Here is a 16,591-nt window from a genome sequence, read left to right as displayed (position 1 = left end):
CTGGACGCCCGTGGCGGAACGGACGGCGGCACCGGGGCGGACGGAACGACGGGCCCGGCTCGGGGTCGCGGTGGTGTTCGCGACCAACGGGCTGGTGTACGCGAACGTCCTGCCGCGGTTCCCGCAGATCAAGGACTCGCTCGGGCTGAGCAACGCCGAGCTCGGGCTGGCGGTCGCGGCGTTCCCGCTCGGCGCGCTGCTGGCCGGGCTGACCGCCGGCGCGCTCGTCGCCCGGTTCCGGTCCTCGCGGGTCGCCTCGTTCGGGATGGCGGTGATCGCGCTCGGCGTGACGCTGGTCGGTCTGGCCCCGACCTGGGGGCTGTTCGCGGCCGCGATGTTCCTGGCCGGGGCGGCGGACGCGATCGTCGACGTCGCCCAGAACGCGCACGGGCTGCGGGTGCAGCGGCGCTACGGCCGCTCGATCCTCAACTCGTTCCACGCCTGGTGGTCGGTCGGCGCGGTCGCCGGCGGGCTGATGGGCTCGGCCGCGGCCGGCGTCGCGTTGCCGATCGCGGTCCACCTCGGACTCTCCTCGCTGCTCTCGGTCGTGATCGCGATCGCGGTGTACCCGCTGCTGCTGGCCGGCCCGGAGGACGCCGAACGCGGCTCCCCGGTCCCGGAGGAGGCACCCGGGGCGGCGCGCCGCCCGTGGGCCGGGCTCGGACTGCGCACGGTCCTGCTGCTCGGGGTGTTCGGGATCATCGCGAACTCCGGGACGCTGGTCGAGGACGCCGGCGCGACCTGGGCCGCGGTCTATCTGCAGGGCCTCGGCGCGGGTGCGGCACTGGCCGGGTTCGGGTTCGTCGCGCTGCAGGGCTGCCAGTTCGTCGGGCGGGTGCTCGGCGACCGGATGGTCGACCGGTTCGGCCAGCGGGCGGTGGCCCGGGCCGGCGGCGGGTTCGTGCTGCTCGGGATGGGCACGGCGCTGGCGTTCCCGACCGTGCCGGGCACGATCGCCGGGTTCGGGCTGGCCGGGTTCGGCGTCGCCACCCTGGTCCCGGCCGCGATGACGGCCGCCGATCGGCTCCCCGGGCTCGCCCCGGGTACCGGCCTCACCGTGGTGACCTGGCTGATGCGGGTCGGGTTCCTGGCCTCGCCCCCGGTCGTCGGCGTGATCTCCGACGCCGCCGGGCTCCGGGTCGGGCTGCTGGTCGTCCCGCTGGCCGGGCTCGCCGTCCTCGTCGCGGCCGGGGCGCTCGCCGGACGGTCCCGGCCCGCTCCGGCATCCGGGTCACACTGAGAGCGGACCACTGTCTCATCTCGACACGAAACGGGCGGGCGTTTACGGTCGGCGCCCATGTCCTCCGTCCCGCCGGCGTCGCCGGGACAGCACACCGGAGCCACCCTCCGGTCGTCCCGCAAGGTCGCCACCGCCAGCCTCATCGGCACCACCATCGAGTGGTACGACTTCTTCATCTTCGGCACGGCCGCGGCCCTGGTGTTCGGCCAGGTGTTCTTCCCGTCGGTCGACCCGGTCGCCGGCACGCTGGCCTCGTTCGGCGCCTTCGCCGTCGGGTTCATCGCCCGCCCGTTCGGCGGTGCGGTGTTCGCGCACTTCGGCGACAAGGTCGGGCGCAAGCCGATGCTCGTCTACTCGCTGCTGCTCATGGGTGGCGCGACCGTCCTCATGGGACTGCTGCCGGGATACGACACGCTCGGCATCTGGGCCCCGGTCATCCTCGTGACGCTGCGGTTCCTGCAGGGCTTCGGGGTCGGCGGCGAGTGGGGCGGGGCCGCGCTGATGGCCGTCGAGCACGCCCCGGCGCACCGCCGCGGGTTCTACGGCAGCTGGCCGCAGGTCGGCGTCCCGCTCGGCCTGGTCCTGGGCACCGCGACGTTCGCGGTGCTGTCGGCGGTGCTCACCGACGAGCAGTTCCTGACCTGGGGCTGGCGGGTGCCGTTCCTGGCCAGCATCGCGCTGATCGGGGTCGGGATGTGGATCCGGCTCGGGGTGCACGAGTCGCCGGTGTTCACGAAGGCGATGGACGAGAAGGCCGCGAACCGGATGCCGGTGTTCGAGGCGATCACCACCTACCCCAAGGAGATCATGCTGGCCGCCGGGTCCTTCCTGGCGACCAACTCGACGTTCTACGTCGGCTCGGTCTGGCTGGTCACCTACGCCACCCAGGAGCTGGCCTACGACCGCACGACGATCCTCACCGCGAACGCGGTCCTGTCGCTGTCCGACATCCCGCTGATCCTGGCGTTCGGTCTGCTGTCCGACAAGCTCGGCAGGCGGCCGATGTTCCTGGCCGGGATGGGGCTGCTGGCGCTGTTCGCGGTGCCCTACTTCTGGCTGGTGTCGACGAGCAACGTCTGGCTGTTCCTGCTCGGCGGCCTGGTCGTACAGGCCTGCCGCAGCGCCGTCTACGGGCCGCAGTCGGCGTTCTTCGCCGAGCAGTTCTCCACCCGGATGCGGTACTCCGGGGCGTCGCTGGCCTACCAGATCGCCTCGATCCTGGGCGGCGTCGCGCCGCTGCTGTGCACCGCGCTGGTCGCCTGGACGGGCTCGCTGTACGCGGTCGCCGGCTACGTCGTAATGATCTCGCTGGTGTCGCTGGGCTGCTCGTACCTGATGACCGAGACCCTGCGCTCCGGGCTGCGTGACGAGACCGCGCAGCCGGCGGCCCGCCGCTAGTCGCCGCCGGTCGGCCCGCTGAGGTGGGTCGGCCGGTGCACGCCGCACCGGCGACGGGCCCGGCGGCGCGCCGCGACCAGGTCGGAGACCCCCAGCGCCAGCGCGACGGCGACCAGCCCGACGGTCACCCACAGCCCGTGCGAGATCGCCGTCGCCCAGTCCCCGGTCGCGGTCAGCTGTCCGAAGAAGACCGCGCCGACCGCGGACAGCCCGAGCGCCGTCCCGATCCGCTGCCCGGTCTGCAGCACGCCCCCGGCTGTCCCTCCGGAGGTGTGCGGGATCTCCGAGAGCGCCATCGTCTGGTTCGGCGCGACCACCAGCCCGCCGCCGGCCCCGGCCACCAGCAGCGGCCCGGCGACGGCGACCCCGGCCCACGGGCTCCCGGCGGTCACGGCGAGCACGACGTCGGTGGCGACCAGCCCGGCGAGCACCACGGCCAGACCGGTGACGATCATCCGCTGCCCGAACCGGGAGACCAGCCGGCCGCCGAGCGCGGACGTCACCGCCGAGCCCAGCGCGAACGGGGTCAGCGTCAGGCCGGTCTGCAGCGGCGTGTAGCCGAGACCGTTCTGCAGGTAGAGCGTGAGTACGAAGAAGATCGAGGTGAACCCGGCGAAGTAGGTCATGCCGAGGGTGACGCCGACGGCGTAGCTGCGGGTCCGCAGCAGCGAGAAGTCGATCAGCGGGTGCCCGTGTGCGCGCTTGGCCCGCCGCTCCCAGGCGGCGAAGGCGAGCAGCGCGGCCGCCGAGACCGCGAGCACCCACCACGGCGCGGACGCCGGGTCCCGCTCGGAGAGCACGAGCGGCAGCATGAGGCAGACCACCGCGACGCCGAGCAGGACGGCGCCGACGACGTCCAGCGGCCGCCGCTCGGCGCCACGCACGGTGTCGTGCGGCAGCAACCGGGCGGCCGCGACGAGCGCGGCGAGCCCGATCGGGACGTTGACGTAGAACACCCAGCGCCAGCCGTCGGCGTCACCGGCCCAGGCCAGGAGCAGCCCGCCGAGCAGCGGGCCGACCGCCGTCGAGATGCCGACGACGGCGCCGAACATCCCGAACGCGGTGCCCCGTTCCGGCCCGCGGAACAGGTCCTGGATGAAGCCGACGACCTGCGGGCTCAGCAGTCCCGCGGAGACGCCCTGCAGCAGCCGCACCACGACGAGCACGTCCGGGTTCCACGCGAGCCCGGCGACCGCGCTGGTGAGGGTGAACAGCGCCAGCCCGGCCAGGAACATCCGGCGCCGGCCGCGGTCGTCGCCGAGCCGCCCGGCACCGACGAGCACCAGCCCGAAGGTCAGCGCGTAGCCCGACACCACCCAGGACAGCTGCGCCGCCGACGCGCCCAGGTCGGCCTGCATCGACGGCAGCGCGACGTTGACGATGCTGACGTCGAGCAGCGTCATGAACCCGGCGACCAGGCAGACCGACAGTGCCTGCCAGCGTCGTGGATCGGGCAGTCCAGGATCGGGCGCAGCGGTCTCCCCGGAGGTGCTCACCCGACCATTCCCCGCCCGCCCGGTGCGCGGCGCAACTCGAGTCCGGGGTTCACCGCACGGGGTCACACCGTGTCCACTGGGACCATGACCGGTTCGCCGACGATGCCGTCCCCCGTCCCGTCCGTCCCCTCCCCTCCCCGCAACGGCGCCGAGTCGCTGGTCTCCTCGCTGGCCGGGGCCGGGGTCGACGTCTGCTTCATGAACCCCGGCACGTCCGAGATGCACTTCGTGCAGGCCCTCGACGCGGTGCCGGAGATGCGCGGGGTGCTGACCCTGTTCGAGGGCGTCGCGACGGGCGCGGCCGACGCCTGGGCCCGGGTCACCGGCAGTCCCGCGGCGGTGCTGCTGCACCTCGGGCCCGGGCTGGGCAACGGGCTGGCGAACCTGCACAACGCCCGCCGGGCAGGCACCCCGCTGCTGTGCGTGGTGGGGGCGCACGCCACCGACCACGTGCGGCACGACGCGCCGCTGGAGTCCGACATCGGCTCGGTGGCGCGGACGGTGTCGGGCTGGGTGCACACCTGCGGCGACGTCCGGGACGTGGCCGCGGACGCGATGCGCGCGGTCGCGGCGACCGGCGAGCGGGGCGGGCAGATCGCGACGCTCGTGCTGCCGGCGGACGTGTCCTGGTCGGACGGCGGGGTGCCCGCACCGCCGCGGACCCGGCCGGCACCCGAGCCGCCCGCCGAGGAGCGGGTGGCGGCCGCCGCGGCCGCGGTCGCCGAGCCGGGCGCGGTGATCCTGCTCGGCGGTCCGGCGCTGACCGCCCGCGCGGTCGACGCCGCGGGCCGGATCGCGGCTGCCACCGGGGCCCGGCTGCTGGTCGAGACGTTCGCGCGCCGCTGGGACACCGGCGCGGGCCGGCCGCCGATCGAGAAGCTCGGCTACTTCGACGAGCAGGCGATCGGCCAGCTCGAGGGCGCGCGGCACCTGGTGCTCGCCGGGGCGCGGTCCCCGGTGACGTTCTTCGGCTACCCGGGCCGGCGCGGGGACCTGGTGCCGGACGGGTGCACCGTCGTCGGGCTCGCCGACGCCGCCTCCGACGCGGCCGCCGCGCTGGACGCACTGGCCGAGCTGGTGGCGGGCGACGCGCGGGCCGAGGTGGCGCCGCTCGACGCCCCGGAGCCCGCGCCCGGTCCGCTGGACGTGCGGTCGATGTGTGCCGCGATCGCGGCCACCCTGCCCGAGGACGCGATCGTGATCGACGAGTCGGTCACCGCCCGCGCGGCGCTGGGCCCGGCGCTGCAGACGGCCGCACCGCACACCCAGCTGGCACTGACCGGCGGCGCGATCGGCTGGGGCCCGGCGGCGGCGGTGGGTGCGGCGGTGGCGGCGCCGGACCGGCCGGTGGTGGCCGTGCAGGCCGACGGCAGCGCCCTCTACACGATCCAGGCGCTGTGGACCCAGGCCCGGGAACGGCTCGACGTGACCACCGTGGTGATCAACAACTCGGCGTACGCGATCCTGCGGGTCGAGCTGGCCCGGACCGGCGCCGGCGAGGCGGCGCACTCGGGACGGGCGGGCCGGATGATGGACCTGTCCGACCCGACACCGGACTTCGTCGCGCTGGCGGGCGGGTTCGGCGTCCCGGCCCGGCGGGCGACGACGACCACCGAGCTGCTCGACGCGCTGCGCTGGGCGCGCTCGGAGCCGGGCCCGCACCTGATCGAGGCGATCGTGCCGGCGGTGGGCTGACGCGTGCTGCGTGCTGCCGGGTGGGCCGCCGGGTCGCGGCGACCCACCCGGGTCCTGCGGGGTCCTCGGGACCCGGTCCTAGAGGGCCAGCAGCCGGTCGAAGAACTCCCGGTAGCGGCCGAGCGCCAGCCGGAGGTCCTCGGTGGAGGCGTCCTGCCGAGAGAACTGCTGCTCCAGGTCGTCGCGCTGGTTGCGGAACAGCGTCTCCAGCTCGTCGAGCACCTCGCCGACGAGCTGGTTGGCGCCGTGCACGGCCTGCCGCGGCTCGTCGACGAACTCGCCCTTCAGCACGGTCCAGCGCTCCTGGTACTCACGCGTCCGGTCGGGCGGGATCAGGGCGCTCTCCCCCGGTGCCCCGGCCCCGGCATCCGCGGCCGGCACTCCCGCCCCGGGGTCACCGGCCATCTGGTGCCGCGGGCCGGACCGGTCGGCGGCCACGCCGGCTGCCGCACCCGCCCCGGCCGCGGCCGCGCCGCCGCCCGCCACGTGGGTGGGTGGGACGTCGCCGGTCGCACCGGCCGGTGCGCCGCCGGTCGCCGGGTCGGCCCCCGGCCTCCCGGTCTGCGCCCCGAGGTGCTGGTCGGCGGGTGCTGCCGGGGCGGCCGTGCGCGACGCCGCGCCCGGGTCGCCGGGTCCGCCGGGCGACGCCGGCGGCATGCGGTCGCCGGCGCCACGTGCTGCGGGGTCGGCCCCCGGGCCCGCTCCACCGGGACCGCCCGCGGCGGGCGCGCCGGCCGGCGGGTTCACCGGCGGGGTGCCGGCTCCCGGGTCCACGCCGGCCCGTCCCCCTCCGGCCGTCCCCGCCGCACGGTCCGGGGTGCCGGCACCACGCAGGTCTCCCCCGCGCAGATCCCGATCACGCGGATCTCCGGCACGCGGGTCCGTCTCACGCGGGTCTCCACCGCGCGGGACTCCCCCTTGCGGATCTCCGCCACGGGGGTCTCCCGCACGCAGGTCCCCGCCGCGCGGGTCCCCACCGAGCGGAGCTCCACCCCGCGGATCGGCCCCGCGGGGGTCCGCACCACGTGGATCGGCCCCGCGCGGGTCCGTCATCCGCGGATCGGCGCCCGGCGCACCGGCCCCGGGTGCACCGGGCTCGGCGCCGGGCGGCGCCGCGTACGGGTCCGCCGCCGGGGGCTGCCCGCCCGCGTACGGGTCCCCGGGCCGGTCGCGCTGGTCGGGCACGTCCGCCGGTCCGCCCCCCGCAGCCGGCGGTGCACCCGCCGCGCGCTCGTCGGCCCGCTCGTCCTCGGGCCGGCCGACCAGCTTGTCCTTGATCTCTCCGGCCAGCCGCGCGGCGCGGCCGCCCGGCTGCTGCCGGTCCGATCGATCGCTCATGCCCGTGTCCCCCGTCGTGTGTCGTATCCGGGATCGGCCCCGCCCGGGCCGTCCGCGTCGCCCTGGCCGGTCGGCCCGCCCGGAGCGACCGCGCCGTTCGTGCCCCCGGCGTTCGTGCCCCCCGCGCCGGTCGTGTGCCGCCCGCCGCCGTCCCGGTCGTCGAGCAGGGCGTCGACCAGTGCGCGGTAACTCGTGACGGCCTGCCGGAGGTCCTCGGTCCCGGCCCGGCCGGCCGAGTGCGCGTGCGAGATCGTGAGCGCCTCGCGGTAACGCTGCGTCACCACCGGGTACTCGACGGACAGGTCCTCGGCACGCTGCTCGAAGTCGTCGACCGGGTAGCCCCGGGCGGACATGATCTCGGCGACGAGCCGGTCGGCGTCGTTCACGGCCGACCCGGGGTCGTCGACGAAGGCCTGCTGGACGTGGTTCCACCGGGCCCGGTACTGCTCGCGCTCGCCCGCCTCGAGATCGCGCAGCTCCAGCTTGCGGTGCCGCTTCCGCCGCTCCTCCAGCGCCTTCTCCGCGTCCCGCGGGTCGTCGGCGTCCCGGACGGTGCGCTCGTACTCCGGCCCGAACTGCTCGCGCAGCTTCTCCGAGTGCCGCTTGCGCTGCTGCATCGCGACGACGACGGCGATCGCCGCGACGACGATCACCACCACCGCCACGATGATGATCGTTGTGAGCTGGTTCATACGCGGGAGTACCCGTCCGAAGGAGACGGAAACACGCAGCGTGGAGGCACTGCTCCGAATCGGCTTGACCTGAACCCGGGTGCAGGGCGCAGGCTGGCGGGCGTGGTCGGAACGGCGGGCGGACGCGCGGCGGAGCGGGAACCGGGAGTGTGGTCGGCGGGCCGGGCACCGACGACCGTCGGCATCCTGTTGCTGATCAGTCTCACCGCGTTCGAGTCGATGGGGGTCGGCACCGCGATGCCCGACGTCGTCGCCGATCTCGGCGGGATCGATCAGTACGCCTGGCCCTTCGTGTCCTTCCTGGCCGCGGCGGTGTTCGGCACCGCGTTCGGCGGCCGCTGGTGCGACGCGCGCGGCCCGCGGGTACCACTGGTGATCGCGCCGGCCGTGTTCGGCGCCGGACTGCTGGTCGCGGGGACGGCGTCGACGATGGCCGTCCTGCTCACCGGCCGGGTGCTGCAGGGCCTCGGTGCCGGCGTCGGCGGTGTCGCGGTCTACGTGCTGGTCGCCGCGGTGTACTCCGCGCGACAGCGGCCGGTGGTGTTCGGGCTGATCTCCTCGGCGTGGGTCGTGCCGTCGCTGACCGGACCGCCGCTGGCCGGGCTGGTCAGCGAGCGGCTGTCCTGGCACTGGGTGTTCCTCGGCCTGCTGCCGCTGGTCGGGCTCGCGCTGCTGCTGGTGCTGCCCGCGGTCCGGGGTCTCGGCCCGCCGGCGACTCCGCGTTCCCACCCGGCCGGCGGCGCCGGGCGGCCCGCCCGGCCGGGACGAGGGGCCCGGCTGGTCGTGGCCGCGCTCGGCGCCGCCGCGGGGGTGTCCGGGTTGAGCTGGGCGCTGGAGAACCTCGACGTCCGGGGCGCCCTGGCGGGCGTCGCGGCGCTGGTGGTGCTCGTCCCGTCACTGCGGGCGCTGCTGCCGCGGGGGGTGTTCGCCGCCCGGACCGGGATCGCGTCGGTCGTCGCGGCGCGCGGGCTGGTCGCCGGCGCCTTCTTCACCGTCGGCGCGTTCCTGCCGCTGGTGCTGACCGCGACGCACGGGTGGTCGCTCACCGAGGCCGGGGTCCCGTTGATCGTGGCGTCGCTGGGCTGGTCCGGCGCGGCCGCCTGGCAGGCCCGCCATCCCGACCGCGACCGCTCGGCCATGCTGCGCGCCGGTTTCGCGACGATCGCCGCCGGCCAGGCCGGCCTCGTCCCGGTCGCGGCGGGCTGGTGGCCGGGCTGGCTCGCGATCGGGTTCTGGGGGCTGGCCGGGCTGGGGATGGGCGTGGCGTTCTCCGCGATCGCCTACCTGACCCTCGCGCACTCCGCGGCCGACGATGTCGGGTCGCACTCGTCGGCCGCGCAGCTGCTCGACCAGCTCGCGACGGCGTCGTTCATCGGGCTGGGCGGGGCGATGCTGGTGCTGCTGGGCTCCCCGGACGTCGCGATGCCGGTGCTGATGGTGGTCGTGGCGGCGCTCGCGCTGGCCGGGGCCGCCACGGCGGGCCGGACCCGGCTGCCCGAACCGGGATGATCGGCGAGCGGGGGTTGAGCGGCCCGTCGCCGGGCACCCGGCGCCGGTGAGCGTTCCCCACGACGACATCGACCGCCTCGCCGCCGAGCGGTTCGGCTGGCCCTCCCTCGCCCCCGAACAGCGGGTGGCCGTCGAGCACGCCGTCCGCGGCGACGACGTCCTCGCCGTGCTCCCCTCCGGTGCCGGCAAGTCCGCGATCTACCAGCTGGCCGGGATGCTGCGGTCCGGCCCGTCGGTGGTGGTCTCACCGCTGGTGGCGTTGCAGCGCGACCAGCGGCTGTCGCTGACCGCCCGGGACGTCGACGCCGTCGAGATCAACTCCTCGCAGCGCTCCGCGGAACGCACCGACGCCTGGGAACGGCTGGAGTCGGGCACCGCGCAGTTCGTGTTCGTGACCCCCGAGCAGCTGGCCGTGCCGGAGGTCGCCGACCGGCTGGCGGCGACCCGGCCGGGGCTCCTCGCCGTCGACGAGGCGCACTGCATGTCGGACTGGGGCCACGACTTCCGGCCCGACTACCTGCGGCTCGGCGCGGCCCGCGAGCGGCTCGGCACACCCCCGGTCGTCGCGCTGACCGCGACCGCCGCACCGCCGGTGCGGGCCGACGTCCGCACCCGGCTCGCGATGCACGACGCCCGCGAGGTCGTCGCCTCGTTCGACCGGCCCGCCCTGCACCTGGCGGCCCGCACCTACACCGACGCCGGCACCCGCCGTCGCGAGCTCCTCGACCGGATCGTCGGGCTGCCGGGACCCGGGCTGGTGTACTGCGCGACCCGCCGCGACACCGAGGACGTCGCCGAGGCGCTGTGCGGCAAGGGACTGCGTGCCGCCGCCTACCATGCCGGGCTGCGCCGGGCGGTCCGCGACGACGTGCACGGCCGGTTCACCGACGGGTCCCTGGACGTGGTCGCCGCGACCTCGGCGTTCGGCATGGGCATCGACAAGCCCGACGTCCGGTTCGTGCTGCACGCCGCCGGCTCGGGCTCCCTCGACGCCTACTACCAGGAGATCGGGCGCGGCGGGCGGGACGGCGAGCCGACGGTCGCCGAGCTGCACCACCACGCCGGGGACTCCGACCTGCACCGGTTCCTCACCGCGGGCAAGCCGCGGCCCCGGTCGATCCGCGCGGTCCTCGACGCGCTCGCCGACGGCCCGCTCACCCCGGCCGAGCTGGGCCGCCGGGCCGGGATGAGCGCACAACGGCGGACGACGGCGGTGAACCTGCTCGACGAGACCGGCTCCGTGCGCGTCGACGGCGAGGGCCGCCTGGTCGCCGAGGTGTCCGACCCCGACGGCGCGGTCTCGGCCGCCGTCGCGGCCGCGCAACGGCACCGGCGCCTGGTCCGCAGCCGCGTCGAGGTCCTCGCCGAGTACGCCGGCACCGCGGGCTGCCGGCGCCGGCACCTGCTCGGCTACTTCGGTGAGGAGCTGGGCCGGACCTGCGAGAACTGCGACACCTGCGCGGCCGGCACCGCCGGGGACCACCTCCCGTCGGCGGGCGACGCGTTCGCCCCGAGCACGCCGGTGCGCCACGAGCGCTACGGCGACGGCACCGTCCTGGGGACCGACGACGACCGGCTCACCGTCCTGTTCGACGAGCGCGGCTACACCACGCTGTCCCGCTCCGCCGTCGAGAAGGGTGATCTCCTGGCGGTGCGCGGGTGAACTGCCGGGCGTCCCGCACCGAAGGACGGGTGACCGCGCAGTCGTGACCGCCTCCGGAGGTCCTGTGTCCCCCAGCCCCCGCCGGCTCCGCGTCCTCGGCGCGGGCGTCGTCGGCCTGCTCCTGGTCGCCGCGGCCGTCACCGTGTCGCTCACCCGGGCCGAGCCGCCCGTCGCCGGCGCCGCGGAATCCGGGGTCGTGCTGGACGTGATCAGCGACGTCCAGGGCGATCTCCCCGATCTCGAGCACGCCCTGGCCGGCCTGCACGAGGCCGGCCCGGCGGACGCGCTGGTCGTCGTCGGCGATCTCGTCCAGACCGGGGCGGTCGAGGAGTACGAGGCGTTCCGCGACGTGCTGGACGGGGGCCCGACCCCGGACCGGACGCTGTTCGCGATCGGCAACCACGAGTACATGACCGGCGAGCCGGCGGAGGTCCTCACCGACCGCTTCCTCGAGTACACCGGCATGCCCGCGCCGTACTCCCGCACCGACGTCGGCGACGTCCCGGTCATCGTCCTGGGCAGCCTGACCGCACCGGACGACGAGGTCCTCGCCCGGCTGGGGCCCGAGCAGCTCGACTGGTTCGACCGCGAGCTCGACCGCGCCGCGGCCGGCCCCGGACCGGTCCTGGTGTTCGCCCACCACCCGCTGCCGGACACCGTGTCGAACACCGGCGTCGCGCGCGGCAACGACCGGCGGGCGCAGTACCCGCCCGAGGAGCAGGACCGGCTGCTGCAGATCCTCGGCGAGCACCCGGACGCGGTGCTGTTCACCGGGCACACCCACCGCGACCTGCGCTACGACGACTGGGCCGTGCGCCGGGAGGTGCCCGGCGGCCATCCCGACGGGTTCACCGCCGTCAACACCGGTGCGGTCCAGACGCCGTGGTTCTTCACCCCGGACGGCGAGGAGGTCCCGGGCAGCCCGGAGGAGTTCAACCAGGGCCTGCGGGTCCGGGTGGCGGGCGACTCCGTCGACATCGAGGCGCACGACTTCCGCACCGGCGAGATCGTGAACCGGCTGGAGGTCGACGCGGGCTAGTCAGCTCCCGTCGTCCTCCAGGTCGCCCTCGGTCTCCAGGTAGGCCGCCCGCAATGCGTCCAGGGTGGACGGTTCCGGTGACTCCCACAGCCCGCGGTCGACGGCCTCCAGGAGCCGCTCGGCCATCCCGTGCAGCGCCCACGGGTTGGACTCGGTGAGGAACTTGCGGTTCTCCGGGTCCAGGACGTACTCGGCGGTGAGCGTCTCGTACTGCCAGTCCGCGATGACGCCGGTGGTGGCGTCCCAGCCGAACAGGTAGTCGACGGTCGCGGCCATCTCGAAGGCGCCCTTGTAGCCGTGCCGGCGCATCGCGGAGATCCAGCGCGGGTTGACCACCCGGGCCCGGAAGACCCGGGCGGTCTCCTCGTGCAGGCTGCGGGTCCGGACGGCCTCGGGCCGGGTCGAGTCCCCGACGTAGGCGGCCGGCGCGGAGCCGGTCAGCGCGCGCACCGTGGCGACCATCCCACCGTGGTACTGGTAGTAGTCGTCGGAGTCGGCGATGTCGTGCTCGCGGGTGTCGATGTTCTTGGCCGCGACCGCGATCCGCCGGTAGGCGTGCTCCATGTCGTCGCGGGCGGGGACGCCGTCGAGGCCGCGGCCGTAGGCGTAGCCGCCCCAGGTGGAGTAGACCTCGGCGAGGTCGGCGTCGCCGCGCCAGTCCCGGGAGTCGACGAGCTGCAGCAGCCCGGCGCCGTAGGTGCCCGGCTTGGACCCGAAGATCCTCGTCCGGGCCCGGCGGTCGTCGCCGTGCCGCTCGGTGTCGGCGGCGACGTGCGCACGGACGTAGTTCTGCTCGGGCGTCTCGTCGAGCTCGGCGACCAGCTTCACGGCGTCGTCGAGCAGGGCGAGGACGTGCGGGAACGCGTCCCGGAAGAACCCGGAGATGCGGACGGTGACGTCCACCCGCGGGCGGCCCAGCTCGTCGAGGTCGATCACCTCGAGGTCGCGGACGCGGCGGGACGCGTCGTCCCAGACGGGGCGGACGCCGAGCAGCGCGAACACCTCGGCGACGTCGTCGCCGGAGGTCCGCATGGCGCTGGTCCCCCACACGCTCAGCCCGACCGAGCGCGGGTACTCGCCGTGGTCGGCCCGGTAGCGCTCGACCAGCGACTCGGCCATCGCCTGACCGGTCTCCCAGGCGAGCTTCGACGGGACGGCCTTGGGGTCGACGGAGTAGAAGTTCCGCCCGGTCGGCAGCACGTTCACCAGGCCGCGCAGCGGGGAGCCGGACGGGCCGGCCGGGATGAACCCGCCGTCCAGGGCGTGCAGCACCTGGTCCAGCTCCTGCGCGGTGGCGTCGAGCCGAGGCACGACCTCGTCGGCGGCGAAGCGCAGCACCGTCTCGACAGCCGCCGGATCCGCGCCGGGCAGCGCTGCCGCCCCGGTCCCAGGGGTCCGTTCGTGGGACGGAGAGGGGGTGTCGGCGGGTCGGGTGTGCAGGTGCTCGGCGACCACCACCGGCGCCGCCCCGGCGTCCCAGCCAGCCGCCTCCATCCCGGCGACCAGCGCCCGGGCGACGGTCTCGACGGCGTCGGTGCGGGAGTTGGTCTCCGTGCCGTCCTCGACCAGCCCGAGCGCCTGGCGCAGCCCGGGCACGGACTGCTCGCCGCCCCACATCTGCCGCGCCCGCAGCACCGCGAGCACCAGGTCGACCCGCTGCTCGCCGGACGGGGCCAGCGCGAGGACGTGCAGGCCGTCCCGGATCTGGACGTCCTTGATCTCGCAGAGCCAGCCGTCGACGTTCATGAGCATGTCGTCGAAGACGTCCTCGTCGGGCCGCTGCTCCAGGCCGAGGTCGTGGTGCATCTGGGCCGCGGTCATCAGCGTCCAGATCTGCTGGCGGATCGCGGGCAGCTTCGCCGGGTCGAGCGCGGAGATGTTGGCGTGCTCGTCGAGCAGCTGCTCCAGGCGCGCGATGTCGCCGTAGGACTCCGCGCGGGCCATCGGCGGGATGAGGTGGTCGACCAGGGTGGCGTGCGCGCGCCGCTTGGCCTGGGTGCCCTCGCCCGGGTCGTTGACCAGGAACGGGTAGACCAGCGGCAGGTCACCGAGCACGGCGTCGGTCCCGCAGGATGCCGACATCCCCAGCGTCTTGCCGGGCAGCCACTCCAGGTTCCCGTGCTTTCCGATGTGGACGATCGCGTGCGCGCCGAACCCGCCGTCCGACGCCGGCGCGGCCAGCCAGCGGTAGGCCGCCAGGTAGTGGTGCGACGGCGGCAGGTCCGGGTCGTGGTAGATCGCGACCGGGTTCTCGCCGAACCCGCGCGGGGGCTGCACGATCAGCGTCACGTTCCCGGACCGCAGCGCCGCGACGACGATGTCGCCGTTCGAGGTGTACAGCGAACCCGGGGCCTCGCCCCAGTGCTCCTCGACGCCGGACCGGAAGTCCTCGGGCAGCGTGGCGAACCAGCGGCGGTAGACGTCGGCGGAGATCCGGATCGGGTTCCCGGCCAGCTTCTCCTCCGACAGCCAGTCGGGGTCCTGCCCGCCGGCCTCGATCAGCGCGTGCATCAGCGCGTCGCCGTCGCCGGCCTCGACGCCGGGGAACTCCCCCACCTCGTAGCCGGCCGCGTCCATCGCCTTGATCAGCGCGACGGCCGACGCCGGGGTGTCCAGCCCGACGGCGTTGCCGATCCGCGCGTGCTTGGTCGGGTACGCCGACAGCATCAGCACGATCTTCTTGTCCGCGTTCGGGACCCGGCGCAGGTTCGCGTGGTTGACCGCGATCCCGGCGACCCGGGCTGCGCGCTCGTGATCCGGGACGTAGACCGACAGGCCGTCGTCGTCGGTCTCCTTGAACGAGAACGGGACGGTGATCAGCCGGCCGTCGAACTCGGGGACCGCGACCTGGGTGGCGACGTCGAGCGGGGACAGCCCGTCGTCGTTGGACTCCCAGGTGGCGCGGGAACTGGTGAGGCACAGGCCCTGCAGGATCGGGACGTCGAGCGCGGCGAGCGCGGTGACGTCCCACTCCTCGTCCTCGCCGCCGGCCTGCGCGGACGCGGGCTTCGTGCCGCCGGCGGCGAGCACGGTGACGACCATGGCGTCGGCCTCGCGCAGCGTCTCGAGCAGCGCGGCCGGGGCCTGGCGCAGCGAGGCGCACCAGATCGGCAGCGGGCGCGCTCCCTTCGCCTCGACGGCCTCGCACAGTGCCTCGATGTAGCGGGTGTTCCCGGCGAGGAACTGCGCGCGGTAGAAGAGCACGGCCACCGTCGGGCCGTCGACCTCGGCGGTCCCCCGCTCCAGGACACCCCACTCCGGCAGCTCGACCGGGGCCTCGAAGCCCTCGCCGGTGAGCAGCACGGTGTCGGACAGGAACCGGTGCAGCTGCGCGAGGTTCTCGGTGCCGCCCTGGGCGAGGTAGGTGTGCGCCTCGGCCGCGATGCCCGCCGACGTCGTCGACAGCTCCATCATCTCAGCGTCCGGGGCCATCTCGCCGCCCAGGCAGACCAGCGGGGTGGACCGGGTCCGCAGCAGGTCCAGGCCGTCCTCGAAGTAGCGGTAGCCGCCGAGCACCCGCACGACGACGACGTCGGCGGCGTCCGCCATCGCCGCCAGCTCGTCGTGCAGCACGCGGTTGGGGTTCGCGAGCCGGTAGTCCGCACCCGAGGCGCGGGCGGAGAGCAGGTCGGTGTCCGAGGTGGACAGCAGCAGGATCACCGGGCTGCTCCGGTGCGGGCGCGCGTCATCGGCGGACCGTCCTCTCAGATCCTCGTCTGGATGTGGACGCGGCGGGACGCGGTCAGTGTCTGGCTCCCCGGGGATCACGCACCCGGGATCACAGTGGCGGGACCGCGCCGGACTCGCACCGGCTTCCTGGTCCGCACCCGCCGTCTTCGGTTGTCGGTTCACCTTCGGCGGCGGGCCGCGGTCACGTCAAGATGCGCTCGACCAGGGTGGTGATCCGCACGTGCGACGGCGTGGGCGGCGCCGAGCCGAACCCGAACCGGACCGGCGGGTCGACCGGGGCGAGCCCGCCGGCGTCGGCGCCGTCCCAGCGGACCCGCGCGCCGGCGATCCGGTGCAGGTCACGGGCCCCGTAGAACTCGCGACGCCCGCCGACGGCGCTGCCGACCGTCCGCACGCCGGGCAGCAGGCGCCGGGCGACCGGGTCGATCCCGGACAGCCAGCGGGGGTCGGTGGCGAGCCGGGCGGGCACGAGACGCAGCAGCCGGCCGAGCGCGGTGCGCTCCCCGACCCGCCAGGTCACCTCCAGCGGGCCGGCCACGACCGCGTGCACGTCGCCGACGTCGTAGCGGGTGTGCCGCACCGGGACCACCACCACGTCGTCGAAGGTGTAGGTGGCCCGGACGAAGTCGGCGACCTCGTCGGTGGGGGCGAGCAGGGTCCGGTGCCCGCGCGCGTCCTCGGTCATGACGTCGGTGAAGGGCCCCAGCGGGCTGTGCGGCCAGTGCCCGATCACCACCCGGCGCCCGCTGCGGGTACCCAGGCCGGAGATCCAGCCGTCGAACCTGTCGATCACACGCCAGGAGTACCCGCTGGTCCGGGTGCGTACCGGTG

General features: G+C 75.2%; 11 protein-coding genes and 1 riboswitch. Of the genes, 6 read left to right on the top strand and 5 right to left on the bottom strand.

Annotated features, from left to right (window positions below):
• The first annotated feature begins 10 nt into the window (after positions 1-10).
• Both WIS52_RS18520 and WIS52_RS18515 read left to right on the top strand, forming a co-directional pair.
• Positions 11-1,240, top strand: coding sequence for an MFS transporter (locus WIS52_RS18520; protein ID WP_349299534.1), 1,230 nt, complete (start codon positions 11-13; stop codon positions 1,238-1,240).
• A 57-nt stretch (positions 1,241-1,297) separates the two neighbouring features.
• Complete coding sequence (locus WIS52_RS18515; RefSeq protein WP_349299533.1) at positions 1,298-2,638, top strand: MFS transporter; 1,341 nt, start codon at positions 1,298-1,300, stop codon at positions 2,636-2,638.
• Here the strand turns inward: WIS52_RS18515 and WIS52_RS18510 are convergent.
• Entirely contained in the window at positions 2,635-4,134 is a 1,500-nt protein-coding gene (locus WIS52_RS18510; protein WP_349299532.1) for an MFS transporter, read from the bottom strand. The genes WIS52_RS18515 and WIS52_RS18510 overlap by 4 nt on opposite strands.
• Before the next feature lie 84 nt (positions 4,135-4,218).
• Between WIS52_RS18510 and WIS52_RS18505 the strand changes: the two genes are divergently transcribed.
• On the top strand, positions 4,219-5,829 hold the full coding sequence (locus tag WIS52_RS18505; protein ID WP_349299531.1) for an acetolactate synthase large subunit: 1,611 nt from the start codon (positions 4,219-4,221) through the stop codon (positions 5,827-5,829).
• Between the two features lie 78 nt (positions 5,830-5,907).
• Here WIS52_RS18505 and WIS52_RS18500 read toward each other — a convergent pair whose 3' ends face one another.
• On the bottom strand, positions 5,908-7,167 hold the full coding sequence (locus tag WIS52_RS18500) for a hypothetical protein (protein ID WP_349299530.1): 1,260 nt from the start codon (positions 7,165-7,167) through the stop codon (positions 5,908-5,910).
• A complete protein-coding gene (locus WIS52_RS18495) occupies positions 7,164-7,859 on the bottom strand; it encodes a hypothetical protein (RefSeq protein WP_349299529.1) in 696 nt (231 codons plus the stop codon). Before WIS52_RS18495 ends, WIS52_RS18500 begins: the two co-directional genes overlap by 4 nt.
• A gap of 102 nt (positions 7,860-7,961) precedes the next feature.
• On the opposite strand from WIS52_RS18495, the gene WIS52_RS18490 reads away from it, so the two are divergent.
• The 3 genes from WIS52_RS18490 (at position 7,962) to WIS52_RS18480 (ending at position 12,070) form a co-directional block, all read left to right on the top strand.
• Positions 7,962-9,368 (top strand): MFS transporter, encoded by a 1,407-nt coding sequence (locus WIS52_RS18490; protein ID WP_349299528.1) that lies wholly within the window; start codon positions 7,962-7,964, stop codon positions 9,366-9,368.
• 46 nt (positions 9,369-9,414) lie between these two features.
• Complete coding sequence (locus tag WIS52_RS18485) at positions 9,415-11,031, top strand: RecQ family ATP-dependent DNA helicase (RefSeq protein ID WP_349299527.1); 1,617 nt, start codon at positions 9,415-9,417, stop codon at positions 11,029-11,031.
• Positions 11,032-11,095: 64 nt separating this feature from the next.
• A complete protein-coding gene (locus WIS52_RS18480) occupies positions 11,096-12,070 on the top strand; it encodes a metallophosphoesterase family protein (RefSeq protein ID WP_349299526.1) in 975 nt (324 codons plus the stop codon).
• Here the strand turns inward: WIS52_RS18480 and cobN are convergent, their stop codons facing one another.
• Together cobN and WIS52_RS18470 are read right to left on the bottom strand one after the other, a co-directional pair.
• Positions 12,071-15,730 carry a cobaltochelatase subunit CobN gene (gene cobN / locus WIS52_RS18475; protein WP_349299525.1) on the bottom strand — a complete coding sequence of 1,220 codons (3,660 nt, stop codon included), beginning with the start codon at positions 15,728-15,730 and terminating at the stop codon, positions 12,071-12,073.
• Positions 15,731-15,813: 83 nt separating this feature from the next.
• Positions 15,814-15,889, bottom strand: a riboswitch (cobalamin riboswitch).
• 52 nt (positions 15,890-15,941) lie between these two features.
• A complete protein-coding gene (locus tag WIS52_RS18470) occupies positions 15,942-16,553 on the bottom strand; it encodes a hypothetical protein (protein WP_349299524.1) in 612 nt (203 codons plus the stop codon).
• Positions 16,554-16,591: the final 38 nt, after the last annotated feature.

This window comes from Pseudonocardia nematodicida (assembly GCF_040105385.1).
Classification (GTDB): domain Bacteria; phylum Actinomycetota; class Actinomycetes; order Mycobacteriales; family Pseudonocardiaceae; genus Pseudonocardia; species Pseudonocardia nematodicida.
This window is presented reverse-complemented; position numbering and strand designations above follow the sequence as displayed.

Bases quoted from the DNA above. Each gene is read 5' to 3' on its own strand.
- WIS52_RS18515 (WP_349299533.1), top strand. From the start codon at position 1,298: ATGTCCTCCGTCCCGCCGGCGTCGCCGGGACAGCACACCGGAGCCACC.
- WIS52_RS18505 (WP_349299531.1), top strand. From the start codon at position 4,219: ATGACCGGTTCGCCGACGATGCCGTCCCCCGTCCCGTCCGTCCCCTCC.
- WIS52_RS18500 (WP_349299530.1), bottom strand. From the start codon at position 7,167: ATGAGCGATCGATCGGACCGGCAGCAGCCGGGCGGCCGCGCCGCGCGG.
- WIS52_RS18495 (WP_349299529.1), bottom strand. From the start codon at position 7,859: ATGAACCAGCTCACAACGATCATCATCGTGGCGGTGGTGGTGATCGTC.